This window comes from Streptomyces sp. NPDC086549 (assembly GCF_044746205.1).
Taxonomy (GTDB): Bacteria; Actinomycetota; Actinomycetes; order Streptomycetales; family Streptomycetaceae; genus Streptomyces.
Window position 1 is genome coordinate 98,219 of sequence record NZ_JBIVBS010000005.1, and the last position, 25,323, is coordinate 123,541.

16 protein-coding genes are annotated in these 25,323 nt (G+C 71.8%); 7 read left to right on the top strand and 9 right to left on the bottom strand.

Going from position 1 to position 25,323, the window contains the following annotated elements:
- Nucleotides 1-548: 548 nt before the first annotated feature.
- The 3 genes from ACIPSA_RS18395 (at nucleotide 549) to ACIPSA_RS18405 (ending at nucleotide 5,539) form a co-directional block, all read left to right on the top strand.
- A complete protein-coding gene (locus ACIPSA_RS18395; RefSeq protein WP_402635683.1) occupies nucleotides 549-4,325 on the top strand; it encodes a CHAT domain-containing protein in 3,777 nt (1,258 codons plus the stop codon).
- Nucleotides 4,326-4,398: 73 nt separating this feature from the next.
- Nucleotides 4,399-4,770 (top strand): CATRA system-associated protein, encoded by a 372-nt coding sequence (locus tag ACIPSA_RS18400; RefSeq protein WP_402635686.1) that lies wholly within the window; start codon nucleotides 4,399-4,401, stop codon nucleotides 4,768-4,770.
- A gap of 55 nt (nucleotides 4,771-4,825) precedes the next feature.
- The gene (locus tag ACIPSA_RS18405) at nucleotides 4,826-5,539 is read left to right on the top strand and encodes a hypothetical protein (RefSeq protein WP_402635689.1); all 714 of its coding nucleotides are present in this window, start codon (nucleotides 4,826-4,828) and stop codon (nucleotides 5,537-5,539) included.
- Between the two features lie 147 nt (nucleotides 5,540-5,686).
- Here the strand turns inward: ACIPSA_RS18405 and ACIPSA_RS18410 are convergent, their stop codons facing one another.
- On the bottom strand, nucleotides 5,687-6,403 hold the full coding sequence (locus tag ACIPSA_RS18410; protein WP_402635691.1) for a hypothetical protein: 717 nt from the start codon (nucleotides 6,401-6,403) through the stop codon (nucleotides 5,687-5,689).
- A gap of 224 nt (nucleotides 6,404-6,627) precedes the next feature.
- Between ACIPSA_RS18410 and ACIPSA_RS18415 the strand changes: the two genes are divergently transcribed.
- Nucleotides 6,628-7,560, top strand: a complete 933-nt coding sequence (locus ACIPSA_RS18415; RefSeq protein ID WP_402635692.1) for a helix-turn-helix domain-containing protein — start codon at nucleotides 6,628-6,630, stop codon at nucleotides 7,558-7,560.
- On the opposite strand, the gene ACIPSA_RS18420 is transcribed toward ACIPSA_RS18415, so the two are convergent.
- Together ACIPSA_RS18420 and ACIPSA_RS18425 are read right to left on the bottom strand one after the other, a co-directional pair.
- Nucleotides 7,533-9,980, bottom strand: a complete 2,448-nt coding sequence (locus tag ACIPSA_RS18420) for an ATP-binding protein (protein ID WP_402635695.1) — start codon at nucleotides 9,978-9,980, stop codon at nucleotides 7,533-7,535. The two genes, ACIPSA_RS18415 and ACIPSA_RS18420, sit on opposite strands and share 28 nt — an antisense overlap.
- Before the next feature lie 288 nt (nucleotides 9,981-10,268).
- Nucleotides 10,269-12,557 carry a CATRA conflict system CASPASE/TPR repeat-associated protein gene (locus tag ACIPSA_RS18425; RefSeq protein ID WP_402635697.1) on the bottom strand — a complete coding sequence of 763 codons (2,289 nt, stop codon included), beginning with the start codon at nucleotides 12,555-12,557 and terminating at the stop codon, nucleotides 10,269-10,271.
- Between the two features lie 48 nt (nucleotides 12,558-12,605).
- Here ACIPSA_RS18425 and ACIPSA_RS18430 point away from each other — a divergent pair, with 48 nt between their 5' ends.
- Nucleotides 12,606-12,977 carry a CATRA system-associated protein gene (locus tag ACIPSA_RS18430; protein WP_402635699.1) on the top strand — a complete coding sequence of 124 codons (372 nt, stop codon included), beginning with the start codon at nucleotides 12,606-12,608 and terminating at the stop codon, nucleotides 12,975-12,977.
- A 77-nt stretch (nucleotides 12,978-13,054) separates the two neighbouring features.
- Here the strand turns inward: ACIPSA_RS18430 and ACIPSA_RS18435 are convergent, their stop codons facing one another.
- A complete protein-coding gene (locus tag ACIPSA_RS18435; protein WP_402635701.1) occupies nucleotides 13,055-13,603 on the bottom strand; it encodes a DUF6328 family protein in 549 nt (182 codons plus the stop codon).
- Between the two features lie 328 nt (nucleotides 13,604-13,931).
- Here ACIPSA_RS18435 and ACIPSA_RS18440 point away from each other — a divergent pair, with 328 nt between their 5' ends.
- Nucleotides 13,932-14,087: a hypothetical protein gene (locus ACIPSA_RS18440; protein ID WP_402636724.1), complete on the top strand. Its 156-nt coding sequence runs from the start codon at nucleotides 13,932-13,934 to the stop codon at nucleotides 14,085-14,087.
- Nucleotide 14,088: 1 nt separating this feature from the next.
- On the opposite strand, the gene ACIPSA_RS18445 is transcribed toward ACIPSA_RS18440, so the two are convergent.
- Entirely contained in the window at nucleotides 14,089-18,363 is a 4,275-nt protein-coding gene (locus ACIPSA_RS18445) for a discoidin domain-containing protein (protein ID WP_402635703.1), read from the bottom strand.
- A gap of 482 nt (nucleotides 18,364-18,845) precedes the next feature.
- Between ACIPSA_RS18445 and ACIPSA_RS18450 the strand changes: the two genes are divergently transcribed.
- A complete protein-coding gene (locus ACIPSA_RS18450) occupies nucleotides 18,846-19,103 on the top strand; it encodes a hypothetical protein (RefSeq protein WP_402635705.1) in 258 nt (85 codons plus the stop codon).
- Between the two features lie 168 nt (nucleotides 19,104-19,271).
- Here ACIPSA_RS18450 and ACIPSA_RS18455 read toward each other — a convergent pair whose 3' ends face one another.
- The 4 genes from ACIPSA_RS18455 to ACIPSA_RS18470 form a co-directional block, all read right to left on the bottom strand.
- Nucleotides 19,272-19,394 carry a hypothetical protein gene (locus tag ACIPSA_RS18455; protein WP_402635707.1) on the bottom strand — a complete coding sequence of 41 codons (123 nt, stop codon included), beginning with the start codon at nucleotides 19,392-19,394 and terminating at the stop codon, nucleotides 19,272-19,274.
- A 2-nt stretch (nucleotides 19,395-19,396) separates the two neighbouring features.
- Complete coding sequence (locus ACIPSA_RS18460) at nucleotides 19,397-20,260, bottom strand: enolase C-terminal domain-like protein (protein ID WP_402635710.1); 864 nt, start codon at nucleotides 20,258-20,260, stop codon at nucleotides 19,397-19,399.
- Nucleotides 20,261-20,343: 83 nt separating this feature from the next.
- Complete coding sequence (locus ACIPSA_RS18465) at nucleotides 20,344-21,975, bottom strand: protease pro-enzyme activation domain-containing protein (protein WP_402635713.1); 1,632 nt, start codon at nucleotides 21,973-21,975, stop codon at nucleotides 20,344-20,346.
- 121 nt (nucleotides 21,976-22,096) lie between these two features.
- Entirely contained in the window at nucleotides 22,097-24,997 is a 2,901-nt protein-coding gene (locus ACIPSA_RS18470; protein WP_402635715.1) for an AAA family ATPase, read from the bottom strand.
- Between the last annotated feature and the right edge of the window lie 326 nt (nucleotides 24,998-25,323).

The following is a 25,323-nucleotide window of genomic DNA, read 5'->3' on the forward strand; positions in this document are numbered from 1 at the left end:
GCTCGATCAGGTCCCCGCTCGGGACGACGGATGTGACGGTGTCACCGGAATCCCTCAGAGCAAGCGCTTTGGTCAGACTCAGCGGCCCGCCGATTCTGACTATGCGTCCCGTCCGGTCGCCTTCAACGGAGGGGGGTTCCAGAGGAACACCGCAATGCTGACAGGACCCGCCCTCCATACCTCCCCGACCGCACGCACGGCACCAGGAGGCAATTCCCCCGTCGACCATGTTCCCCCGCCCCCCGATGGCTTCCCCCGATGGCCGCCATTCACCGCAGCCGTGATTCGGCCATTGTGAGGCGCAGGAGTCAATCGCGTCCAGAGGAATAGTGCGATTCCGCTATTACCGCTGCGGGCTTTCCTGAACGAGAACGAGTGTTTCGCTTTCTGAACGTTCCTTTTCGTTTCTGATCGATCTGCTGGTGGGGGATTCCGAGGTCCGGCAGGTGCCTTGAGACAGGTGGTGCTCTCGGGGCGCGCCGGCCATGGGTTTGGCGGAAAATTCCGGAAACCGCCTGGGGCGGCTCGTGAATGGGGAAACTGGCCGCGTGTCCAACTTACGGGCGGTCGTGGACCGTGTCATGAAGCGCTGCGCGGCGAACTGGTCGGCGGAGACAGAGCGGTACGTGGCCGGGGCCGGGGCCGGGGCCGGTTCCGCAGGCCTGCTGCCGGCCGCGGCCGGTCTGCTGCACCTGGCGTGGGACGGCGGAGGGCGGGACGCCGCCGTGGCCGCCGCGGCCGTCATGGAGTACGCGCTGGACGTCGGCCCGCGGGACGACGCGTCGCGCCCCTCCTGGGTGCTGCATCTGTGGCTGGCCGAACGCACCCTGTCCCAGCACCACCGGGACTACCGGCTCTCCGGTGACGTGCAGCACCACCTCGCCGCGCAGACGCAGGGCCGGAGCCCTGACGACCCGGTCGCCGTCGCCGCGGTCTACCTGGAGCGGCCGCTGCCGCGCCATGGCCGCACCGTGGAACCGATCGAGCACCACGCGGCCCGGCTCGCCACCGCGCTGCCGCCCGGCGACCTGGGCCGGTGCAGCGTGCAGCTCCGCCTGGCGCAGGCCGCCGCCTTCCGGTACGAATCCGGTGACACCGAGGCCCTCGCGGCGCTCTGGCAGTGGGCCCGGGCCGCCCAGGAGTCCGTCACCCCCGATCACCTGGAGGCGGACCTGGTCGGGCGCACCGCCGTCCACGCGGCGCTCACCCGGTTCCGTGCCGACGGACGGGACCACAAGGCCGTGGACTTCGCGGTGCGGGCCGCCCGTACGGCCCTCGCGGCCGTGGAGCGGGACGCGGCCCGCGGCCACCGGCGCAATCCGCACGACGTCGCCGCCGCACATGAGATGCTCGCCCTGGCGCTGATGGCGTCCCTGGGGCGGACCATGGACCTGGCGACGGTCGACGAGGCGCTGCACCACCTGGAACGGTTCCGGGTCCTGGGCCCGCCCGACGACCACGGCACGTACGCCGCGAACACGGCCTCCCTGCTGACGGGACGGGCCGTTCTCAGCGGTTCCAAGGAGGACGTCGCCCGCTCGGACGCGCTGTGGGATCAGCTCCAGCGCGAGCTGCCGCCGGGGCACCCGTGGCAGCCGCACATCGCGCAGAAGCGGGCGGCGTGCGCCGAGATGCTCCGGCTCATGCGGATGCTGCCGTTCAACACCGGCGCCCTGTTGAGGCGGCTGCGTCCGCTCATGGGGCCGTTGGCCCCCGTCCCCGACCTGCCCCCGATCGTGGTGACCGAGCCGATGCCGGCGCCCGGGTACCGCTCCCCGGGACCGGGGCCGGAGGAGTTCGCCTCCTTCCGGCGCGACGGCGTGCCCGATCCGGGTGCCGTACCGGGGCGCGCGGAATCCGGCGGCCCCTTCGGGGGTGCCCCGCCCGAGCCGGGTGCCACGTTCACCTGGCCGCCCGGCCCGCCCGCGGCCGCCGGTCCGCCCGACCCGCAGGACCCGGCCGACCTGGCAGGACTGCCCGCCGAGGCCGAGGCGGTCTTCCACGGTCTGGCCGGCATGAGAGACATCCCGCTCGACCCCCGCAGGCTGGCCCTGGCCGAGCGGCAGCTCCGGGACCATCTGGCCGATCCCGCGCTGAAGCCGGGTCACCGGGGCTGGGCGGGCAGCGTCCTGATGGCGGTGCTCGTCGCGCGGTTCACCTTCAGCGAGAACACCGCGGACCTCGTCGACGCCGTCCGTCAGGGCGACGAGATACTCGCGACCCTGTCACCGACCAGCTCCCGCTACATCGACCTGCTCTGCGCGGTGGAGGACAAGCGCAGCACGATCGGCGCCCTGCACGGACACCTGCCCACCGCGGTGCGCGCTCGTGACGCCCTGCGCTGGGCCCTGGACCGGTTGCCCGAGAACTCTGCCGCCTGGCTGGGCTGTGCCGTCCTCCACGCCCAGACCCTGACGCACGCCGCCGTGCTGGGCAGGGACCCCGGCCAGGTCCGGCAGGCACTGCGGCTCCTGGACCGGAGCAGAACCCTGTTCGAGGAACTGCGGGGCGCCGGGGGGCCGGCAGCGGAGTTCCTGGAGCGGCTGCCGTCCGCACTCGGCCAGATCGAGGACCTCGCCCGGCTTGCCGACGCCGAACTGCGCGGCGACCGGTACGGAGTCGAGGAGACCGATGTCTCCTGGCGGCCGGAGACGGAGCAACTGCTGCCGCCCGCGGCCCGGTTCGAGTCCGCGCGCACCGCCCTGGGGGGCGCGATCGAGCGGCGCGACTGGGACCTGGCGACGGACGCCGCCGCCGTGGCTCTGGAGATGCTGCCGCTGCTCACCTCCCCGGCACTGCGCCGTGACGACCGCCAGGCCGTGGCGCGCAGGGCCCTGCTCGGCCGCCGCTACCTCGGTCCGTCACCCGACGGGGCCGCCGCGGACGTGCCGGACCAGCTCGCCGGGACGAGCCTGGGCCGCACGGGCTGTGCGGTCGCCCTCGCGGCGGGGCGCACCGAACAGGCGGCGGCCCTGCTGGAACTCGGCCGCGCCGTGCTGATGAGCCAGGACCTGGAGGCCCGCGGGGACGTGTCGGACCTCGCCGCCGCCCACCCCGACCTCGCCGACGCCTTCACCCGCCTGTCGGAGCGCATGCACGCCGACGCGGACACCGCGGAAGGCGGCGAGCCGGCAGGGGTGCGCGAACGGCACGCGGTCGACGGGCAATGGCGCAGGCTCCTCGACGACATCAGGGCCAGGCCCGGTTTCGGAACGTTCCTCGGGGCCCCGACCGCCGGGCAGATGCGGGCCGAGGCGGCCTGGGGACCGATCGCCCTGATCAACGTCGACCGGCTGCGCTGCGACGCGTTGGTGGTCCGCCACGACGCCATCAGGACCGTACGGCTCGATGTCACGGAGGGGCAGCTCGCCCATGTCGCCGAGGACTTCCTGACCGCCGTCGCCGTGGACCTGGACGCGCCGCCCGCACGGCAGGCGGAGGCGGCCGAGACGGTCTTCACCACCCTCGAACTGCTGTGGGACCGCATCGCCGGGCCCGTGCTCGACGCGGCCGGGCTCGACGAGCCGATTCCCGAGGGCACTCCGAGCGACCGGGTGCCCCGGCTGTGGTGGTCGGCCTCCGGCCCGCTGGCACACCTGCCCCTGCACGCCGCCGGCCACCACCGGCGGGCGGAACTGGGCACGCGGCGGTCGGTGCTGGACCGGGCCGCCTCGTCCTACACGCCGGGCATCCGGGCGCTGCGTCACGCCAGGCAGGCACCGCTGACCCGCGCTCTGACCGGGCCGCATCTGGCGGTGGGCCAGCCGACGGGCGACCACGGAGCCGCCGGAGTGTCCGCCGACGAGATCAGGGCGGTCGCGCGCACCCTGACGGGGCTGCGTGTGCTCGACGGCGCCGCCGCTCGTGTGGACACCGTGCTGTCCGCACTGCCGTCCGCCGCCACCGTCCACTTCGCCTGCCACGGCATCAGCGATCCCACCGATCCGTCACGCAGCCGCCTGGAACTCGCCGACGGACCGCTGGAAGTGGGGAGCGTCGTCCGGCAACGGCTTCCGCTGGCACAGCTGGCGGTGCTGCTCGCCTGCCACACCGCGCGCACCGACCGCCTGCCGGACGAGGCGATCCATCTGACCTCGGCATTCCAGACCGCCGGATACCCGCAGGTGGTCGGCGCCCTGTGGGAAGCCGCTGACCTGGTGTCGCTGCGGCTCACCCGGCACCTGTACCGGTCGCTGCGGCGCTACGGCGGCGGACTCGACGTCACCGACACCGGGAGGGCGCTGCACGGCATCGTACGCGGCCTGCGCGGGCGCTACGCCGACACACCGGCCGTGTGGGCGCCGTACGTGCACACCGGCCGTTGACGAGGAGAACGACGGAAACGACGGAAACGACGGAAACGACGGAAACGATGGAAACGATGGAGGGGAAGCACGAATGAGCGCACCGATCGGGCGGGAGCTGGCGCGGGAAGTGCAGCAGGCGCTGCGTGCCCTGCTCGACTGGCGCCTGCCGCCCGACGCGTGGGACGAGACCGGGCGGCTGCTGACCGAGCTCGGCGCGGCCGTCGGCCGAGGGGACGCGGAGACCCTGGACGCACTGACCGCCCGGCTGGAGACCAGCGGCCGGCGGGTCCTCAGGATGGGCTCCGGCGCACAGGAGCTCGGGGCGGCGGACGGCAAGGTGGCCGCTCCGCAGCCGATCCGGGAACGGGCCGTCGCCGTGCTCCACGCCCTGGAGCGGCCCTCCGGACCCGGTCGTGGCGACACCGGGGCTGCGGCGGGCGGTGCACGACCGTCCAGGACATGAACGAGCGGGAGGAAGGCGGCCGTCCGGGCGCCCCCGCCGGGTGGGGCGGGCGCTGATGGACGCGGCCCTGGCGAACATCGCACTGGGTCTGGTCACCAGCCTGCTGGGTGCCGTTCTGGGATGGCTGTGGAGGGGCGGGCGACGCCGCCGGGCGCTGTACCGTAAGGCGGCCTTCTTCGGGGTACGACCGGGGGAGCGCTGTCTGATGGTCCTCGGCAGCAAGCACGGTTCTCCGGGCAACGCGCATCACCGGGACGCGCGCGCCGGTGTCGAACTGGCGGTGCTGCTCGCGGAGCTGGGCTGCCGGGTGACGGTGGAGGGCGGGACGCTGCTGGGCGGCAACGGGGACCGGACGGAGTTCTGCATCGGCGGTCCGGAGGGGGGAGCCAACCCCCGCACCGGCGGGCATCTGGCTGCCCATCTGCCGGGGGTGTCCATCCGTCCCTTCGGGCCCGGGGACGACTCGGTGGCCATCGACGTCGGCGGGCGGCTGTACCGCTTCGACCGGGGAATCCAGGAGTACGCCCTGGTGGCGCGCTTCACCCCGGCCGAGTCGACCCGGCCGGTCCTCCTGGTCTGCGGCCAGAGCTCGGTGGGCAACCAGGCCGCCGTGGAGTTCCTGCGGCGCGAGTACGCGAAGGTCGCGGCGGCCGTCCAGTCGGCGCAGCGGTTCTGTGTGCTGATCCGGATCGGTCACATCGACACCTACCTGTTCCACCAGGCATCCCTCGAAGGGGACGTGTCGCGGGCGGCCTTCGGACAGGGATGAGCCGGACAGGGATGAGCACCCGGTCGTGGACCGGGTGCTCACCCTACGGGCCGGCGAACGGTGCGGTGACCTCCCCCGGTTCGCTCGAAAGGCCCGTGCACGGGACGGAGGAAACTCCTCCGGACCGACGGCGCGGCGACGGATCGCCTACAGCCGGGGACGGGGCAGCGGAATGAAGGGTTCGAGCTCGTCGCAGATCCAGTGCACGGGCACCTGGAACGCCTCGCCGATCCGGGCGTACAGCTCGTGCAGGGTGGAGGCCCCCAACCAGTCGCGACGGACCCGGGAGCGGTCGGTGTCGTTGTACGGCGCCTCGACGACGGCACGGTAGCCGCCGCCCGCACCGGCCTGGACGTACACCACGTCGGCGTCGGCCTCGGCGGTGACCCGGGCCACGGGCCGCATCTCGCCGGGAGCGAGCGGGGTGATCAGTGTCTCCGCCGTCGGCCGGGGACGGCCGACGAGCCACGGTTCGTCCCGTTGCTCCTGCCAGAAGCGCATGTCGTGCGCGGAGATCCGGCCGGCGGGCACCCCGTGCGAGCGCAGGAACTCCAGGGCGGCCATCCGTACGCGGTCGTAGGCGGGGCTGCGGAAGTCGGATCCGACCAGGTTCCAGATCGTCCTGGCCGCACCGAACAGTGCGAAACCACCCGCCGAGGACACGGCGTCGGCCAATTCGGCCGCGAATTCCTCCGGATCGGACCGGGCGAAGTCCAGGAACGGAGCCTGCAGTTCGCTCCACACGCGGGAAGCGTCGATGGAGACTTCCGAGGGGTCGAATTCAAAACGACCGAACTGCTCCATTCTGGAGGCGACGTCGGGAGGAAAACGCGTCGCCCCCGACATCCCTCGGTAAACGGCCATGGACTCTCCTGGCGTTCGGCCGGAAACGGCACCGACAGCGTTACTGCGACGTGTTTCTGTTTAACAGCGCGCCGAGCGGCGGCACAACGGCTTTGCGGGAAACCGGACGATCGCCGGAAAACCCCGGACCGTCCGCGGGGACCGCTGTGCGCGGGCCCCCCGAATCCCCCGGCCTGTGGAAGACTGGACGGGACGAGCAGGCCTGGCGGACGGGAGTCGTGGCCATGGGGCGTCCTGTCAGGGACATAGAACTCGACGGCTCACCGGTCCGGTTGTTCGCCTTCTGGCTGCGTGACCTGCGCGGCACGGCGGGCCTCACCCTCGAACAGCTCGCGTACCGCACCGGATACGGGCGCACCACGGTGAGCGACGCGATGCGCGGGATCACGTTTCCCTCCCGTCAGGTCGCCCTGGCCGTCGTCGAGGCGTGCGGAGGCGACCGGGAGCGGTGGGCCACGTTCTGGGGCCAGGTCCGGCGGGCCCGCGACCGGGATCCCGCCGCCGGGCCGACGGAGCTGACGCCGCCGCCGTGGGACCCGCCGACCGCCGGTGAGGGCGGCCCGGTGTGTCCGCCGGACTGCGCCCGCACCGATCCGCACGGCTACTACGTGGAGCGGGTCGAGACGCTTCTGCGGCTGGGCGGTTCGTCCCCCGAGGCGGTGGAGCGGCGCGTCGTCGTCTCCACGTGCGGCCGGCTGACCCGCATCCCGCTCGCCTTCAGCGTGCCCCGGCACACCGACGACACCCGGACGACGCACGAGCTGCACGTCTCCCTCGTACAGGGCGGGCAGCTGCGGCGTCCTGAACACCCCTACGAAAGCCACTTCCGGCAGGAACTCGCGCTGCCCGCCCCGCTGCCGGCAGGCCACCGCCACACCTACGTCCTGCGGTTGCGCATTCCGTCGGTGCAGCGCATGGCGCCGCACTTCGTCCATGTCCCGCTGACCCGGAGCGACGGGTTCCGCCTGCGCGTCCACTTCGATGCCGGGCGGCCGCCGGGGACCGTCTGGCGGCTCGACGGGGTCCCCACCGCCGTGATCTACCAGCGCGACCCCGGAACGCCGGAGCTGAGCGTGGCACCGGACGGCACGGTGATCGCCGACTTCACGGACCTGCGGGTGGGCTATGCCTACGGGCTGTGCTGGTCGGACGCCTGAGACCGGCCGGACGCCCGAGGCACGTCGCCACTCGTCGGCGATCCGTCGGCCGGACCGAGCTTGACGCGCACCAGGCGGGCGTCGGGATGGTGCAGTTCCTCGAACACGGCCACTGCCTCCTCGCGCAGCCGACGCGTCCGGTCCTGCCGTCCGAGGGCCGCCTCGGCGTCCGCGAGATGGTCCAGGGCGTGTGCTTCCCGATAGCGGTCGCCCAGCGCGCGGTCGAGGTCGAGCGATGCCTCGTAGTGTGCGACCGCCGTCGCGTGCCGGCCGAGTCCGTGTTCGGCCCGCCCCAGGCACAGCAGGATCGCCGCCTGACCGTCGAGGTGCCAGAGCCGGATGTACAGCTTCAGCGCCTGACCCCCGTGCTCCAGCGCCGCGGCGTGCCGGCCGAGTTGCTCTTCCTGCTGGGCCACGGACGTGAGGCCGTCCGCGAGTGCCAGCGGGTCTCCGGTCCGCTCGGCCATGGCCAGGGCGAGCCGGGCGTGTGGCAGCGCCCGCGCGTGATCGCCGCGCGCGCTGTGCACCCGCACCAGTGAGAGCCGCGCGGCGCGCATGCCCTCGCAGTCCTGCAGGGTCCGGGAGGTGCGCAGCACGGTGCGCAGCAGGTCGAGGGCCTCTTCGAAGCGGTGCAGACGGGACAGGGCGTCGCCGAGACAGCGGGTGGCGGTCGCCCAGGCCCGCCGGTCCTTCGCGCGGTCGGCCGCTTCACGGGCCAGGCGGTGTACGGTGGCGCGCTGGTGGCGCCGGCCCGAGCGGCGCAGGTAGACCGCCAGGGCGTCGGCCAGCTGCCACGCGTAGGGTTCCAGCCCGTCGGACGCGGCGGCCAGGGCGATCAGGGCCTGGAGAGACGTGAGTTCGTGTTCGAACCAGGCCATCGCCTCGCGGTTGTCCTCGATGGCCGGTGACGCCGCGGGGTCCGGGGCGCCGCTCTCGGGCCGCCACGGTGCCAGGCGCCGGTCGGCGTGCCGGGCGGCCCGCAGGCAGTGGCGCAGCAGACGTTCGGTGGCCGCCCGGCGCTCACCCTCCGGCCCGGCTTCCGCGCGTTCCCTGGCATAGATCCGCAGCAGGTCGTGCAGGAGGTACCGGCCGGGCGCGTGCTGCTGGACCAGGTGCGCCGTGGTGAGGGTGTCGAGCAGGGCCCGTGGAGTGCCGGGGGTGCCGAGCAGTGCCGCGCAGGCGGGACCGTCGAAGTCCGGTCCCGGATGGCAGCCGAGCAGCCGGAACAGCCGGGCCGCGGGCGGCGGAAGCAGGTCGTACGACTGGTCGAAGACGGTGCGCAGATCCACGTCGGCGTCCTGGAGCCCCAGCACGTCCAGCCGTGCGCGCGCCTCGCGGAGCTCGGCGACCAGGTGGGCGTAGGAGTCGTCGGGACCGACCGTGACCCGGGCCGCGGCCACACTCAGCGCCAGCGGCAGCCGGGCGCACAGGTCGACCAGCTCGACGGTCGCCCGTGTCTCGCGGGCCACCCGCTCGGCACCGATCCGCTGGGCGAGCAGGGCGTGGGCGTCGTACCGGGGGAGCACGTCCAGTGTGATGCGACGCGCTCCCTCCCGGACCACCAGACCGTCCAGCCGGTTGCGGCTGGTGACGATCGCCACCGATCCAGGGCCGCCGGGGAGCAGCGGACGCACCTGCTCGGCGGAGCGGGCGTTGTCCAGGAGCAGCAGGACCCTGCGGTCCGCGAGCAGGGTGCGCAGCAGTGCCGAGGCTGCGAGCAGATCCGCGGGGACGGCCGCGGGCGCGACCCCCAGGCCCTGGAGGAACCCGTGCAACGCCTCGCTGGGATCCATCGGCTCCTCGGCGCCGAACCCGCGCAGACCGACGTGCAGTTGCCCGTCCGGGAACCGGTCGCGGATCTGGTGCGCCCAGTGCACGGCGAGCGTGGTCTTGCCGACTCCGGCGGTTCCCTCGACGGTGATGATGACCCCGGGTCCGGTCGCCGGTGCCGGCCCCGCGCCCAGCAAGCCCTGGAGACGGGTCAGTTCGGCCCTGCGCCCCACGAACCCAGCGGTGGGCGGCGGCAATTGGCGGGGAACCGGGCGGCCGGCGGGGCGCTGCCGCGGGGCGCGGGTCACGGTGGGGCGCACCCGCCGGGCCGTCTCCGCCGCATCCCGCAGGGTGCCGAGCCGGCCGGCCTCCGCACCCGTGACGCCGAGCGCGCCCAGCAGCGCGTCGAACACGTCGCCGCCCGGCAGCGTCGTCCCGTTCAGGTAGGCGTACAGGCTGCTGACGGACACGTTCAGCCGACGGGCGAGTTCGGCGCGGTCCATGCCGTGGCCGCGCCGCTTCTCGGCTCGGATCAGGGCCCGGTTCAGCTCGGTGGCGAGCTGCTGCAGCAGCCCCGACCGGTCGTCATCGGCCCGTCCGGCGCCGCCGCCCGGTGTTGCTGAGGCTGTGCGACGGTCACCTGTGCCCACCGTGCGCTCCAGAGCTTTCCAGTGTGTTCCAGAGCACCGGCTGCCGGTGCCCGCCCGAGTGGTCCCCTGGGACTGCTCGGCGGGCCTCTTCCGCCGACCGATTCACAAGGGGGGCAGAAGCCGTGCAGACCCACTGAGCCGCGCCCACCGGTGGCGGTGGAGCCGGCTCCGGTCCCGTGGTCCGCTCCGGACGACGGGACCGGGCCGAGGCACCTGGCCACCGGGCAGGCCGACGGAGCCCGACCGCGGCGCCGCACGGGACCCGCTGCCGTCGGCCCATCGTGCCGCTCACTCCTCGTCGTCCATTCCGTGCCGGCATCTCAGCACCCGATCCGCGGCGGTGCTCCACGGCATCCGGTCCGCCATGCGTTTGCGCAGGTCCCCGGCGCGTACAAAGGCACCGGGCAGGTCGTACATGACCGAGGAGATCACCCGCGCCCATCGGTCGACGTCCTGTTCGATCCGGTTGCGACCGGCGTCGACCCTGATCACCACCCGCTCCGCCTCCTCGGCCGGCAGCGTGGCGTGCAGCAGCATTCCGAGTCCGCTGCGCCCGCTGACCAGGACCGGAACGCCGGCGATGACGGCCTCCAGGCCCACCAGGCCGAACGCCTCCGCCCGCGAGGGCATCAGGACGAGCGCCGCTCCGGCCACCTCCTGCGCGATCCGGCGCGGATCGGCGATGTAGGGCAGGACGCTGACGTCGACGGCGGACTCGTTCACCCAGTCCGACGCGCGTGCGTGCAACTCGGCGGACTGGCCGTCCTGGGCTCCGCGCACCACGAGCTGCCATCGACCGGGCCGGCTCTGTTCCGGTACCGCCCGCCCCACCGCGCGGCAGGCGATGTCCAGTCCCTTGATGGTCTCGTCCTTCAGACGGCCCAGGATCAGGATCCGTGGCACCGTGCCGGATGGCGGAGGGCCTTGGGCGGTCGGGCCCGCGTCGAAGCCGGGGTCGATCCGCAGGGGCGGCCCCAGGTCGCCGAAGCCGGGTACCCGCCGCCGTTCGATGAGGGTCGCCCACAGTCGCGGTCCGATCGCCACCGTGCGCCATGCCCCGCGGCAGAGCTCGAGTTCGAGTGTGGTCCGCTCGTCGACGAGGGCGCCGACATCCCCCTCGGGGCGCGCGGCCCGGTTCCATTCGGCCTGCTCCGGTTCGACGTGGAGGACCTGCAGCCGTTTCACGCCGGGGAAGTGGTCTTCGGCCTGTGCCCGGGCCGCCGAGCCGCTGACCCGTCCGTGCCCGATGATCAGATCGGGTACCCACCCCGCGGGCAGCGGGGGGCGCCGCATCAGTGCCTCACGGCCGGAGTGGCCGGGTCTCCCCGTGTCCAGCAGCCGCACGCCGAGGTCCCGCGCGTCCGCCCGCTCCTCCTCGTCCGACGTCACCACCAGGACCGTGACGTCCGCGCCCGCTCGGGCGAGGGCCGCGCACAGGAGCCGGTTGAGAGTGGACAGGCCGCCGTTGGCGGGGAACCACTCGTCGGCGACGGCGAGCACCCGCACGTCCTCGTCGTCCTCGTCGTCCTCGTTGCACTCGGGCGCGTCGTCCTCGGCGTGCTCGGACGGACCCGGCTCCTCGCGCGTGTCGGCCGCCGCGAGATCACGCGGGTCCGGCGCGGTGGTGTCGCGCGGTGCGGTGGTGTCGGGCGGTGCGGGCTGTCGCAGTCCCAGTTCGGCGTGCACCACGGTGTCCTCCAGCGTGCGCGTGAACCATGCGGCAAGCGCCCGGTCGTCGTCCAGTACCTCTGTGCCGGCCACCTCGGCGCCGTGCGTGTCGCGCCATCTGCCCAGCGCCTGCAGGGCGTTGTCCCAGGCGGCGTCCACGCAGCGCCGCATCGCGTGCAACTGCTCGACGGGATCGGACAGTTCCCGGTATCCCGCCGCGGTGGCGAACGGCACCCGGATCAGGGCGCGCGGCGCCGTACCGGTGGACGTCGACCAGTCGCCGCGCAGCCTGCCGTACACGGCGAGTTGATAGCGCAGGACACTCGTGTGCATCAGGTAGCGGATGAACGGCGGCATCTCCGGCCCGCCGTCGGCGGACCACGCCCAGGCCCCGAGCCGGTTGTCGTGTCCGGCCGGGACGAGCATGCGCAGGCGCCGTACGGGATCCGTGTCGTGTGCCGGGCGCGGGGACGCCGGCCGTAGCACGTCAGCCCCGTCGACGGGCGCCTTGCCGAGCAGCAGCGTCACGGCGCCGACCCGGGCCGACGTCACGGGGCCGACGATCCGCTCCACGCGCCGTTCCAGGTCGGGCCAGGTCCGGTCGGGTGCCGCGCCGAGGAGCAGCGACACGTTCAGCACATCCTGGTCGAGGCGCAGCACCGCCTGGTCGAGCCCGTCGGCGGACTGCACGGCCGCCAAGGGCAGCGATCCGTCCAACGGCGCGCGGGGCAGGCCGGCCGGGAATTCCACGGGAAGGGCCTGGAACACGGAGGTGTGGGCCTCCTGATGCCTGCGGAAGCGGTCCCACACCCCGGCCAGGGTCGTCCGGCCGGTGTCGGAGGGTGTCCCGTCGAGGGGGACGAAGACGTGGGCGGCGATTTCCTGTTCCGCCACGACGTAGTCGGTCACGCCGCGGTTCACCCCCGTGCTGCGCGGAGCCGTCGCTACATTGACTCCATGCATTCTAGGGGCGGTTCACCCGAAACAGGCATCTCTCAGGAGATTCGCGGCCGGGCCCGCTCGGTGCTGGGCGACCTCCTGGAGTGGCGGCTTCCGGCCCATGTGTGGGAACGCCCCGGTCGCGTCGTGGAGGACATGGCCGCGTCCTGGACCGCCGGCGACGAGGACGCGCTCGACGTGGCCACCGCCCGACTGGAGGTACTGAGCCCGCACCGGGTCAGGCGGATGCGGGACACGGCCGGCGTCCCGCCCTGCGCCGGCCTACGGGAACGTGTGGTCGCCCTCGTCCATGCCATGGACGGTGACCGGGCCGGGGATCCGCGCTCGGCGTCCGCGCCGGACGCGGACGAGGACGGGCTGCGGCGCTGAGGGAACCGGCGCGCGTAGGCTCCCTGCCCGCCTCACGCACAAGCCGGCGAAGCCTGCTGTGTGCGCACGGCTCGGGTTCACTGCTCGCGCGGTTCCTGGGTGTCGGAGGAGGCGGGGGGAAGGTGCTCCGCCCTTGATTTCCGCTTGATCTTCGTGGGGCGCAGCGCCTGGGGGAGTACAAACCACAGCCCTGTGAAGATCAGCACGGTGATGAGTGTGACGCACAGTCCTGCGGGACGTCCGAGTGCGACGTCGGAAACGAGCAGGACGGCCCCGTTCAAAGTGAGGGCGAGGCATGCCTGACCGATCTTGGCGAGATGTGCCGCTATGGGGATGATGTTTGGTTTTGAACCGCTGTGGCCCATGCGGCGGTGCAAGGTGATCGGGGTCGCGATGATGGCGGTCGTGATGACAGTGAGTAGCAGCGTCGCCATGTAGACGCCGACGTCGAAGTCGTCGAGTTGAGTGAAGCGCCCGGTGAAGGCGAGACCGAGAAGGAAGGCGAAGAGGATCTGGACGCCTGTCAGGACCGCCCGCAGCTCGTCGCGGACCTCCTGCAAGGTGAGCTCACGCACCCCTCGGGCGCTTACGCGGCGCTGTGCCTTCAGGTGACGTGGGATCGGCATGAGCGTCCTTTGTGGCGTCCCGGCGGAGGCTGGCGCGTGACAGAGCGACGTCCCCGCAGTGGTGGAGGGCCGGGGCCTCTGCGCGGGCGCATCGCGCGCCGCTGTCCAGCCTAGGTCGACGGGCTGCGGACGGCATGTGGTGATCGCGTGACGTTCCTTCGGCCTTGGCGGCGGTAGACCTGCGTTGGTCGTGCTCGTCCTTGGGGCCGCGTCCGCTCGGTAGCGCTTCTGTGCGGCACTTCAATGGCTGGGCATTCGTCGCGCCACCTCCGGATGACGGGTCTGGGAGAAGACAGCTGACTGAAGCGACGAGCAGTGCGCCGGGTACGTGGGCGCCCGGGGCACCGGCCTGCGAAACCTGCCCCTGCACGAGGCCGCGCAGAACAAGATCTGGCTGGAGACCGTGCAGATTGCCCTCGACCTGCTGAAGCGCGGGGCCGCCCTCGCGGAAAGCGGCCCCGCGCCGTTCGGTACCGCTCTCTGAACTACTCGATGTTGATCTTGAATGTGCTGGTCGTGTTGCGGATGTCCTGGGCGTTGCCGCTCATCCGCAGGTTGCGGAAGGTGGCTTCACCGACGGCGGGGCCCTGACCGGGCTCCGGCAGCTCGTTGGCCCAGATGCCGAAGCCGGACTTGGCGTCGAACGTGTCGCCGCTCTTCTTGGAGTTGGAGATGGAGATGTCGGTGAAGATCGTGTCCTTCACCGGGAACTGCGGCTGGCCACCGACGTAGTTGGTCTGGAACATCACGCCTCCGTAGGTGGAGTCGTCGATGTCGACGTCGTTGACCCGGATCCCCTGGAAGACCTTCGAGGCGGAGAACGCCCAGATCGCGGGGAAGACCTGCGAGCCCCAGAAGTGGCCGCCCGTCCTTTCCAGGGAGACGTTCTCGATCGTCGTGGGCTCGGTCCCGAAGCCGTTCATCGGGTAGCCGAAGTCCAGCGAGGAGATCGTGATGCCGGAGTAGACCAGGGTGTCGGCGACGCGGATGTTGCGGAAGGTGTTGTTGTAGCCGCCGTACACGGCGATCCCGGCCGCCCGCCAGGTGAGCGTCGACGTCAGGTTCTCGTAGAGGTTGTTCTTCTCGTCGGCGCCGCCGGCGTCGATCGCCGAGAACAGGGCGAAGCTGTCGTCGCCCGTGGCGCGGGCGTCGTTGTTGACCACGTGGTTGTCCGTGGAACCGTTCGTCATGTTGATGCCGTCGGCGAACATGTCACGGATGCGGGAGTTCTTGATGGTCATGTTGTCGGTGTTGGCACCCCAGTAGAGGCACACCATGTGCTCGACCCAGATGTCGTCGATGGTGATGTCGGCGACGTTGGAGAAGTCGAACACCTTGCCCGGACCGTCGATCCGGGACGTGTAGTTGCCGAAGTAGGAGAAGCCGGTGAACGACGAGCCGTTCGCGCTGGCCTCGGCCCGGAAGCCCACGTCGGTGTTCTCCTGGGAAGAGGGGGCATGGAAGCGGGTGAACCACGGCCCGGCCCCCACGACCTTGACCGCCTTGCCGTAGACCTGGAACTTGCTCGAGGTCTCGTAGTCGCCGGCGGGCAGGTAGACGCCGACGAGCTTGCCCGTGGTGTCCATGCGGACCTTGTCGAGCGCGTTCTGCACGTCCTGGTGCGAGAAGCCGGCCGGGACCGTGTAGGCGGCCGGGTCCGGGTTCGGGGCCGCCGTCGCCTGCTCGGTGTTGATGAAGTCGATGGCGTAGGTGGAGGTGTTGGCCGCGTCCTTCTGCAGCCGGATCCTGGAACCGGCCGGCACGGTCTTGCCGAGCAGCAGGTTCGCCTCGTCGTAGATGTGGCGCGGGGCGCCGGAGCCGGGCGAGTTGCCGGGCGCGGTCTCGTTGCCGTAGAGCCAGGCGTACTTCGAGGTGAGGTCGATCGCCTTGAGGAACTGGCCGTCCACGTACACGTTGAGCGTCGTGTCGGTGCCGTCGGGGATCGAGAAGCGGGTCACCAGCGTGTTGGTCTCCGCTCGGGTGGTCCACTCGACGTACTGGCCGGTCCCGGTGAGGGTCACCGCCTTGCGGCCGCTCGCCTCGCCGGCGATGTCGCCGATGGTCCGGTTCGGGCCGACGACCTTGGCGCCGCCGCCGACCGTGCCGTCCTCGGCCTCGTACATGTCGTACGGCATGTCCGCGCCGCGGCCGACGAACAGGGGCTGCGTGGTGGTGTTGTTCGTCCGCTTGACCGGCAGTTCGTTGGCGTCGTCGGCGATGACCGTCTTGACGGTGTACTTGCCGTTGACGGCCGTCCACGAGCCGAGGCTGATCGGTGCGGTGGTCTGGCCCGCCGCGATGGCGCCGTTGTAGGAGCCGCTGAGCGTCTTGACGGTGGCGCCGCCCGAGTCCTGGACCGTCAGTGTGACGCCGTGGGCACCGGAGGCGGAGGCCACCGTCCCCTGGTTCTTGATCGCGACGGTGAACCTGACCTCGTCACCGGCCGAGGCACTGGACGGGGTCCAGGCGACCGGGGCGGCAAGCAGGTCGGAGCTGGAGACGGGTTTGACGACGAGGGCGTCGGAGCGGGTGAAGACGTTGTTCGCCTCGTTCTGCTCGATGACCTTGTTCGACGGGTCCACCTCGGCGCCGACCGGGTAGCTGCCCGCGTCGCGGGTGCCGATGCTCGCGGTGACCGTCTTCGACTCACCGGCCGCGAGGGCGGGGACGTCCGCCGTGGCGGCCTTCGTGCCGCCGAGCGTGAAGTTCAGGTCGGTGGCCTTGGCCGCCTTGCTGCCGCTGTTGGTGACGGTGGCCGTCAGGCTGATGGCGTCCGACTCGACGGGCGCGGCAGGTGAGTTGGTGATGCCGGTGACCTTCAGGTCCGGGTTGGCGGCCGGGGTGCCGATCACCTGCAACTCGCCGACCTGCCCGCCCGGGGCACCGGAGTTGGCGGTGAACTTGAGCTGGATGTCGGCGGCGGCGCCGGAGACCGGGATGGTCACCGTGTTGCCGGTGGCCGGGTTGAACGTGTAGTCCTTCGCCGCGACGAGGCTCGTGAAGACCGTGGCGTCCTGGTCGCGTCCGAGCACCTGGATGTTCTGCGTGCGCGTGGACCAGGCCGGGTCCGGGTTGAGCTTGACGACGACCTGGCTGAGGTCCGCGTTGGCACCCAGCTTGGTGGTGAGGGTGGCGGGGTAGGCGCCGCCCCCGCTCTCCCAATAGGTGCTGGTCTGGCCGTCGTTGGCATTGGTGGCGACGTACGTGAAGACGTACGACGAGGCCTCGATGGGCTTGCCCTCGGCGAGGTTGGAGCCGGAACCGGTCGAGCCGGTCCGGGTGACGCTGTTGCTCGCCACCGACACGTTCCCGGCGGCGTCCTTCGCCTTCACGTAGTACGTGACCGTGGCCGTCGTCGACGGGGTGTCGGTGTACGTCGTCACATCGCCCGCCACGGTCTTGACGAGCTGGTCGTTGGCGTAGACGTCGTAGCCGGTGACCTGGACGTTGTCGCTCGACGCCTGCCAGGTGAGCTTCACGTCGCTGCCGGACTGCGTGTAGGCGAGGTTTCCGGGTGCCGTGGGGGCCTGGGTGTCGCCGCCGGATCCCTTGCGGGTGACGCTGTTGCTGTTGGCGGAGACGTTGCCCGCGGCGTCCTTTGCCCGTACGTAGTACGTGATGTCGCTGCCGGCCGGCTGGGTGTCGGTGTAGGTCAGGACGTTTCCGGCGACGCTCGCCCGCAACTGGCCGCCCGCGTAGATGTCGTAGCCGGTCACGGCCGTGTCGTCGGTGGCCGCGCTCCAGGTCAGCTTGATCTGGCCGGTGGCCGGCTCGGTGTAACTCAGGTTGGACGGCGCGGTGGGCGCCTGGGTGTCGCCGGTCGCGGGTCCGTAGACCTCGAGCTCGGACGCCTGCCCGGCGGGCCAGCCGGTGTTGGCGGTGAAGAGCACGCGCACGTACCGCGTGGTGGTCGTGTCGAAGGTGATGGTCGTCGACTGGTCGTTGGAGCTGTCGAAGGTGTACGCCTTCGAAGCCGTGAGGTCGGTGAAGTTCTGATTGTCGGTCGAGCCCTGGATCTTGAGCGTCTGGCTGCGGCTCGGCCAGCCGCTGGGCAGCCGCAGCGTCACCTGGTTCACCTGGACCGACGAGCCGAGGTCGACCTTCAGCCACTGCGGGAAGGCGTTGTTGGTGCTCTCCCAGTAGGTGTTGCGGTTGCCGTCACCGGCGTTCGCCGCGCCGTAGACGTCGGCGTGCCCGCTCTCGCTGAAGGCTTTGCCCAGGGCGAGGTTGGGGGTCGAGGCGGCGGCCGTGAGGACCTGCATCTCGGCGAGCTGGGCGGTGGAAGCGACCGAGTTGCGGCTGAAGTCGGCCCGCACGTACCGGGCGAGGGTCGCGGGGAAGGAGATCTTCACCGTGTTTCCGTTGCCGGGGCTGAAGACGTACTGCGCCGACGACTTGAGCGTGGCGAAGCTCTTTCCGTCGGAGCTGCCTTGCAGCGCCAGCGTCTGCTTGCGGGTCTGCCAGTCCTCGGGCAGACGCAACACGACCTGGCGGACACGCTTGGTCCGCCCGAGGTCGGTCTGCACCCACTGGGCCGACTTCTTACCGGCCTGCCAATAGGTGTCGGCGTCGCCGTCGGTGACGTTGGCGGCCGAGTGTGCGCGAAGGGCGCTGCCGGCCTTGGTCGCAGCGTCAGCGGCGACGTTGGGACCGCCGGCAGCGTGCGCGCCGACGGCGGGCATGCCCAGAACCAGGACGGCGGAGGCAAGCGCGGCGGTTGCCACGCGCCGTCTCCAGGATCGCGGCTTGTGTCGAATCATGCGGGGTCACTCCCTGCGGAGGTGCGCGCGCCGGAAGGGGCGGCGAGGGCGGCTCGTGCCTGGGCAGAGCGGTGGCGCGGGTGCGACAGGACGGCAAGAGCCGTCCATATGCAGACGCACGATCTCCACGAGGAGAGCGTGCGCAGCTTCTTGCAGTGTTTCATCGCAATATTGCAGAGCAAAATAAGTCCGTCTACAGTGCGAGCGGCACAACTTTCACCGGCGGCACCTGGACCTCGGCGGAGCGCCAGAGGGGAACTTGGTGGAGCGCCGAAGGGAGACTTGGCGGGTCTCGCACTACTGGGCCCGCCGCCCGGGGCACACACGTGAGGGCCTTGCACGCGCTCTGCAATTGGACGCAAGGAGCGCAAATTATTGCGCGCCCTGCGTCATCATGTGTCTCACATTTGCGCACACCTCCGGCGGCGCCGGCATGGCCACCTACCCCGCAACGCAGAGCACTTCAGGCGCCGCCCGGCGAAGTGACGCGCGGTCTTCTGCTGGTTTGCGTCCCCGCCTTCCAGCCGCAGCCCCTCACGTCCGCCGGGAGTGAAGAAGGACACCATGTACGCCTGCTCGTCGGTGAGGTTCCGGCGACGCACCGGCGGCCAGAACTCAGGCCTCTCGCCGGGAACGGGGAGCGCGGCCTGGCGCTGGGCCCGGTCCTCGTACGCGAAGACATCGACATGGTGATCCTGCCCGAGGAAGCGGACTTGAGCCTGCCCGCCGACAAGGCCTGAGCGAGGCCGGCGCAGCAACGGTGCTCGGGCCGGGAGATCGACGGCCCGAGCACCTTCTGGGCATGTGGCATGCGCGGCAGCGCCGACGGGGCCCTCTCCGTCACGAAATGAGAAGACATCGCCCATGCCGGAGGGCGGACTTCAGGTCTCCGGCGAATCGTCAGAACGTCAGAACACCTTCAAGGTGAGGTTCTCGATGGCATCGCGGTCGATGCGGTAGCCCAGGCCGGGGTTCTTCGGGGCTTCGAGGTAGCCGTCCTTGCCGACTCTCGGCACGTCGGCCATGCCCATGCTCAAGAGGGTTTCCGGAACGATGACCTCCGCGAAGCGGATTTCAAGACGTGTGACAGGCCGCCGGCGTACTCGCCGAGGTTGCGGACGTAGAAGCCGATGCCCGACTTCAGGTAGTCGCGCAGAGCCGGAAAGCCGACGTAGTTCTGCTCGCCCACCGCCAGCGGGGTCCTGAGCTTGCTGCTGAGGTATGCCAACCCGCTCAGATCGTAGTCCGAGATGGGGTTCTCGTACCAGAAATAGCCCAGCTCGTCGAGTGCGTAGCCGACCTGGAGGGCATCGGGGAGGTTGTATGCGCACACCGGGTCGATCATGAGGTCGATGTCGGGGAACTCCGAGCGGAGGGCTCGTACCAGTCCGACGTCGCGCTTCGCTTCGCCGAAGGGGTGCACCTTGGCTGCGGTGTAGCCCTGGGCGACGGCGTCCGAGATGACCTTGATGTAGCCGTCGACGGTCGGGGTGGGTGCCTGCCTGACGTCCGTCGGAGGCCCTTCGTACACCCACGCCTTGAACGCACGCACGACACCGGCGACCACGACGTCGCCCTTCTCGGCGTCCGCCAGCAGGTCGGCGACGGTGAGGAGGGGCACGGCGGCATTGCCGGGTGCCGCCGCGCCGTCCACCGGCTGTTGTCCCGCGCGCAAGACAGCGCCGTCCGGTAGATCCGCGGTCGAGCGGTCGAGGGATTCCAGTGCGGACAGGACGAAGGCCTGGAGCGAGTCCCAGTGGGGGCCGGGTTCACGCGTGCCGAGTCTCGCGAAGCGCGTCGCGTCGGCAAGTAGCGCGTCGTGGCCGGGCGGAACCGCGCCTGGTCCGTCCGGAGCGGCTCTGAGGACCCACAGTTGGAGTGAGACGCTGAAGCCCACTTGGATTTCGACGTCACGCCGCGGCGCGGGCCGGAAAGAACTTCCGGCCCGCGCTCTGTCGGTCGGTCGTCGGCCGCCGGTCGTCAGCCGAGCAGCTTGCTCGCCAGCGTCGCGGCGTTGTACGAGCCCCAGCCGGTGGTGAAGTCCCAGCCGGTGGCCGCGGAGTAGGCGCCGTTGCTGCCGCTGGTGATGTCGTGGAAGCCGGTGCCGCTCGCCGAGTAGAGGGCGGGGTTGGCGAAGCCGAGGTTCGCCTTGCCGGCCGCCGTGGCCTGCTGGTTGTAGAGGGCCGCGAACGCCGCCCACTCCGGCGCCGCGGCGCTGGTGCCGCCCACCGAGGTCCAGGAACCCTGCGAGTAGACCGAGACGCCCGGGCTCGGGTTGGCGTGGGCCGAGACGTCCGGCACCTGGCGGTAGCCGCCGCCGGCGCTCTTCTGCACCGCCGTCTGCCAGCTCGGGATCTTGAAGACGGAGGACTTGCCGCCACCGCCTCCGGACCAGGCCACCTCCTTGCTCCAGGCGTTGGACGAGGTGACGGTCAGCTTGGTGCCGCCGACGCCGGTGACGTACGGGTCGCTGGCCGGGTAGTCGACGGAGGTGCCGCCGTTGCCCGCGTCGTCGGAGCCGTCGTCGCCGGAGGCCGCGTAGAAGCCGAGGCCCTGGGCGGCGCCGGCCTTGAAGACGGCGTCGACCGCGTTGATGTTGGACGTGGTGCGGGCGCTCTCGGCGGCACCCCAGCTGATCGAGGTGGTCGGAATGCCGCTGTCGACGATGGCCTGGTAGGTGTCGACCTCGCCCGCGTCGGAGTTGGGTCCCTCGAAGACGGTGACGTTCGCCTTGGGGGCGATCGCGTGCAGGACCTCGATGTCCAGCTCGACCTCGACCTGGCCGTCGCCGAGCGTGCCGGAGCCGCCGTCCACGTTCTGCACGGTCGGGGTGGGCGAACCCAGGCTGTAGTAGTTGTCGTAGGCGGTGATGTTGGACTGCTGGAAGCCGTCGAACTCGATCAGCGCGATCTTCTGGCCGCTGCCGGTGTACGTCCCGGAGACGTTGTACCCGCCCTTGAGCTGGGCCGGCGTGTACCCGCCGCCGGGGCCGTTGTGCGGGCTGACGGTGTGCGGCGTCGCCTGGTGGTGCAGTTGGACGCGGTTGTTGAGGCCCGCCACGTCGCTGACGAGGGAGGCGATGGCGCTCGGCAGCGTCGGCGCGCTGTCGTTGGCGTAGAAGGAACGCCCGGTCTTCGCGTCCTTCCAGGTGGACAGCTTGGTGCCGAAGGCCTTCTCCAGCTGGGCGGCGGTGCCGCCGGCGTCGACCAGCAGGTTGCCGGAGTGGACCTTGCGGACGGTCACGCCCTGGGCGCGCAGATAGTCCTTGAGCTGCTTGATCTCCGCGTCGGTCCGGCCGAAGCGGGCGGCGAACTGGCGCTTCGTCAGGTAGTGGCCGTACGAACTCGACCGCGGGTCACTGACCTTGGCGACGAAGGTGTCAAGTGCCGTGCCGCCTCTGGGGGACAGACTGATCGCCACCGATATGCGCTTGCCGGCCGCGACCTTCCCGGTGCGGGCGGCGCTCTGCTTCAGGCCCGGCAGGACGTCTCCGGCGATGGCGGCACGGGGTGCGTGGGGCTGCGCGCCGTTCGCGGCATGGGCGGCGGGGACGACCGCGGTGACCAGGGCCGGCGCGGCGACCAGACCGAGCAGTTTCAGACGTGACTTCACTGAAGTCCTCCGGGAGGTGGGGGAGTTGCTCCGGAAGCGGAACGGCTTCACCGTAGAAAGACCGGCCCCACCCCCATAAGCGGGGGAACCCTTGCTTCACGTGTTAACAACCGATGTCACGTCAACGGCGCGTGTCGAGAGCACGGCGGCCCTGTGTACGGCTGGGCCGGCCTACCATCACGGCCCGCTCCGGGACGTCCACTTGGCCGTCGCCGTCGGAGTCGACGGCCGCCCCGGAGGCGAGGACCGCGACGGCCATCGCGTGCGCGAGCGCGGTGCGTGAGCGGACGCCGATCTTGCGGTAGACCCGCGACAGTGTCCCTTCCACCGTCTTGACGCTGATGAACAGCTTCGCGGCGACTTCCCGGTTGGTGGCCCCGCCGCCGACCAGCTCGGCGATCCTGGCCTCGGTGGGCGTGAGTTCGGGTCCGCCCGCGCCCGCCTCACCGCTGCGGTCCGCGGCGTCCAGCCGCGACAGCTCGTCCCTGGCCCGCGCCGCCAGCGGAGCGGCGCCGATCCGTGTGGCGGTCTGCAGCGCCTCGCCGAGCGCCGCACGCGCCGCGCTCCTGCGGCGCGAGCGGCGCTCGACCGCGCCCAGTGCAATCAGGGAGCGCACCAGCTCGACGGGCAGGGGAAGTTGACGTAGCCGGTCCGTGGCGGCACGCAGCCGCGCCGCACCCTCCTTCGCCCGGCCGGTCCCCGCCTCGCGCAGCCCCTCCGCCCGTTCCAGAGCCGCCGGCACGCTGCCGGGCGTATCAGCGGTCACACGAGCGTAGGCTTCGCGGACGACTGCCTCGGCCTCGTCCGTCTCGCCGAGGAGGACCAGGGCTTCGGCCAGGTCGCCGTACCAGTGCAGCAGCGGCGGGTCGGCGGCGCACATGGCGTTGCCGAGTTCTCTGACGCGCTGCAGCGCCTCGACCGCGGAGGCAGCCCCCCGTGGGTCGCCGGCGAGCAGTTCGGCCTGCCCGAGCACGGCCAGCGCGCGCAGCAGGAACAGCCGGTCGCCGTCGGCTTCCGAGGCGCGTACGGCCTGCTCGGCCAGCTGCCGGGCCTCCTCGGCGGTGCCGCCCGCGGTGGCCGCAAGCGCGGCCGCGTACAGCGCGGGAGCCGTCTGGGACATGGCGTGCGAGGCGCGCGCCGCGGTGTGCAGTGCCTCGCGGCAGTGTCCGGCCCGCACCTGGATCCGGGTGAGTGACACCAGCGTCGCCACGGCCTCCTCGACGCCGGCGAACTCGTCGACAACGGGGAGGAGTTCGGCGAGCTGCTCCCGTGCCTCGGTCACCCTGTCGGCGTCCAGGGCGAGGATCGCCCGCATCCGGATCAGCCGCCAGCTCTGCGGACCGCCGTCGGCGCCGCCGGCCAGGGCGAGCGCCTCCTCCAGCGCGATGTCCGCCGCAACCGGATCGCCGGCCAGGGACCGAGCCCGGGCGTAAGTGGCGAGTGCCCCGATCCGGGTCTCCGTGTCTCCCACCACGGCGGCCTGTCGGGCAGCGCGCCGGGCATGCCGGGCGGCCTCCTCCAACTCCCCGCACAGCAGACCGCGTACGGCCGCCCAGTGGTGCAGCCATCCTTCGGCCTCCGGATCGCCGACGGCGTCCCGGAGGCCGTCCTGGATCAGCGCATGGGCACCCTCCAGCGCCTGCCCGGCGTTGCGCAGCAGAACCAGCCGGGCCCGCACCCGACGGCGTGCCGAGCCCGATGCGGCGAGGACCGTCCCGGCGGCTTCGGCCGCCTCGTCCAGTTGTCCGGCGTCGCACGCGTACTCCGCCGCGGCCAGCAGCCGGTCGTCCCGGTCCGCGGGCCGGTCGCCGGGGGTACGGCGGGCAGCGAGCCCGGCCAGTTCGCAGGCGGCGCCGAGCGCGCCGTCGCGGCGCGCGTACTCCGCCGCGGACATCAGTGCGCGGGCGGTGTCCTCATCCGGGTGCGGGTGGGCGTGAGCGAGATGGCGGGCCTGTTGGACGGGTTCGCTGATCGCGCGGGCCAGCAGCGCGTGCGCCTGCCGGCGGTCGTGCTCCGGGGCGTCGGCATAGACGGCGGCCCGGAGCAGCGGATGCCGGAAACGTATGGTTCCGCCGGCGTCGGTCGTCGCCACGCCGAGTCGCTCGGCCTCCGCCAGGTCCGCCGCGGGCTCGGGGAGCCCGGCGGCACACAGCAGGGTGAGGTCGGGGCGAGCGGCGGCGCTCGTGACCAGGAGCGTGCGCCGCGCCGTCTCCGGCAGCGTGCGTGCCCGGCCCAGCAGCAGGGTGCGCAGTCTTCGGGGCACGGGCGGCGTCGGTCCGAAGGCCGTGGGCGCGGGGCCGCGCAGGGCCGATGCACGCCCCAACTCCAGTGCGTACAAAGGGTTTCCAGCCGCGGTGTCCTGGATCGTGCGCAGCACTTCCGAGGGCAGGTCGGTACCGGTGCCGGCGCGCACGAGACGGGCCACCTCGTCGTCCGTCAGCGGCGGCACCGGGAGTTCGGTGGTGCCTGGCGGGCAGCAGCGCAGTCGCTCGGGCTGTTCACCGTCCGCCACACGCTCGGCGGCGACCACCCGTACGTCCAGGGCGCCGAGGCGGCGTACGACGAAGGCCAGCACTTCGGCGGTGAACTCGTCGAGCCACTGCAGGCCGTCGAGGACCAGCACGACGGGGCCGGCGGCGGCCAGAGTGCGCAGGACGTCGAGAACGCCGACGCGCAGCGCGAGACGGCTGCGGCCGTCCGCCGGTTCCGGGCCGTGCAGCAGGGCCGCCCTGATCGCCGCTCGGGGCTCGGGCGCGAGGGCCTCCAGGCAGCTCTCCGGGACCCGCGCGAACAGGTCGACGAGCGCGGCGAACGGGAGCCCGGCGTCCTCCTCCGCGGGCGAGCAGTCCAGCACGGTGCCGGTCGGCGGGGCATGCGCCGCCAGGGACGCCGTAAGGGCTGCCACGAGCATGGACTTGCCGATCCCCATGGGCCCGTGGAAGAGCACTCCGGGACGGGCCGTCAGTTCGGCCCGGGCGGCGTCGAGCAGTTCGTGGCGCCCGGTCAGTGACCGTGCTCCCACTGCAGCCGCCCATCCATGGCATCCGAGGTTTTCGTCCGTGACCCGTCCAGCGACGGGTTACACCCGGCACCGACGGCGGAACCATCGGTACGGAGAGTGCGGCGGGCCCCGGGACGCAGGATCATGTGTTCATGACAACTTGCGCGGATTCGCCTTGTCAATGACGGCCGTCACGTGGTCCACGGTGTGGTGCGCGGCCCGAGCCCGCGACGTGTCCGGTGGATGTGCGAGCTGATCGAGCGGCCGCGGCCGCTGGACCAGTGGGCCACGCCCGTGCGCAGGTCCGCACGGGGTCGGCGGGGTGAGGGCGGTCGCAGCGCCGTCGG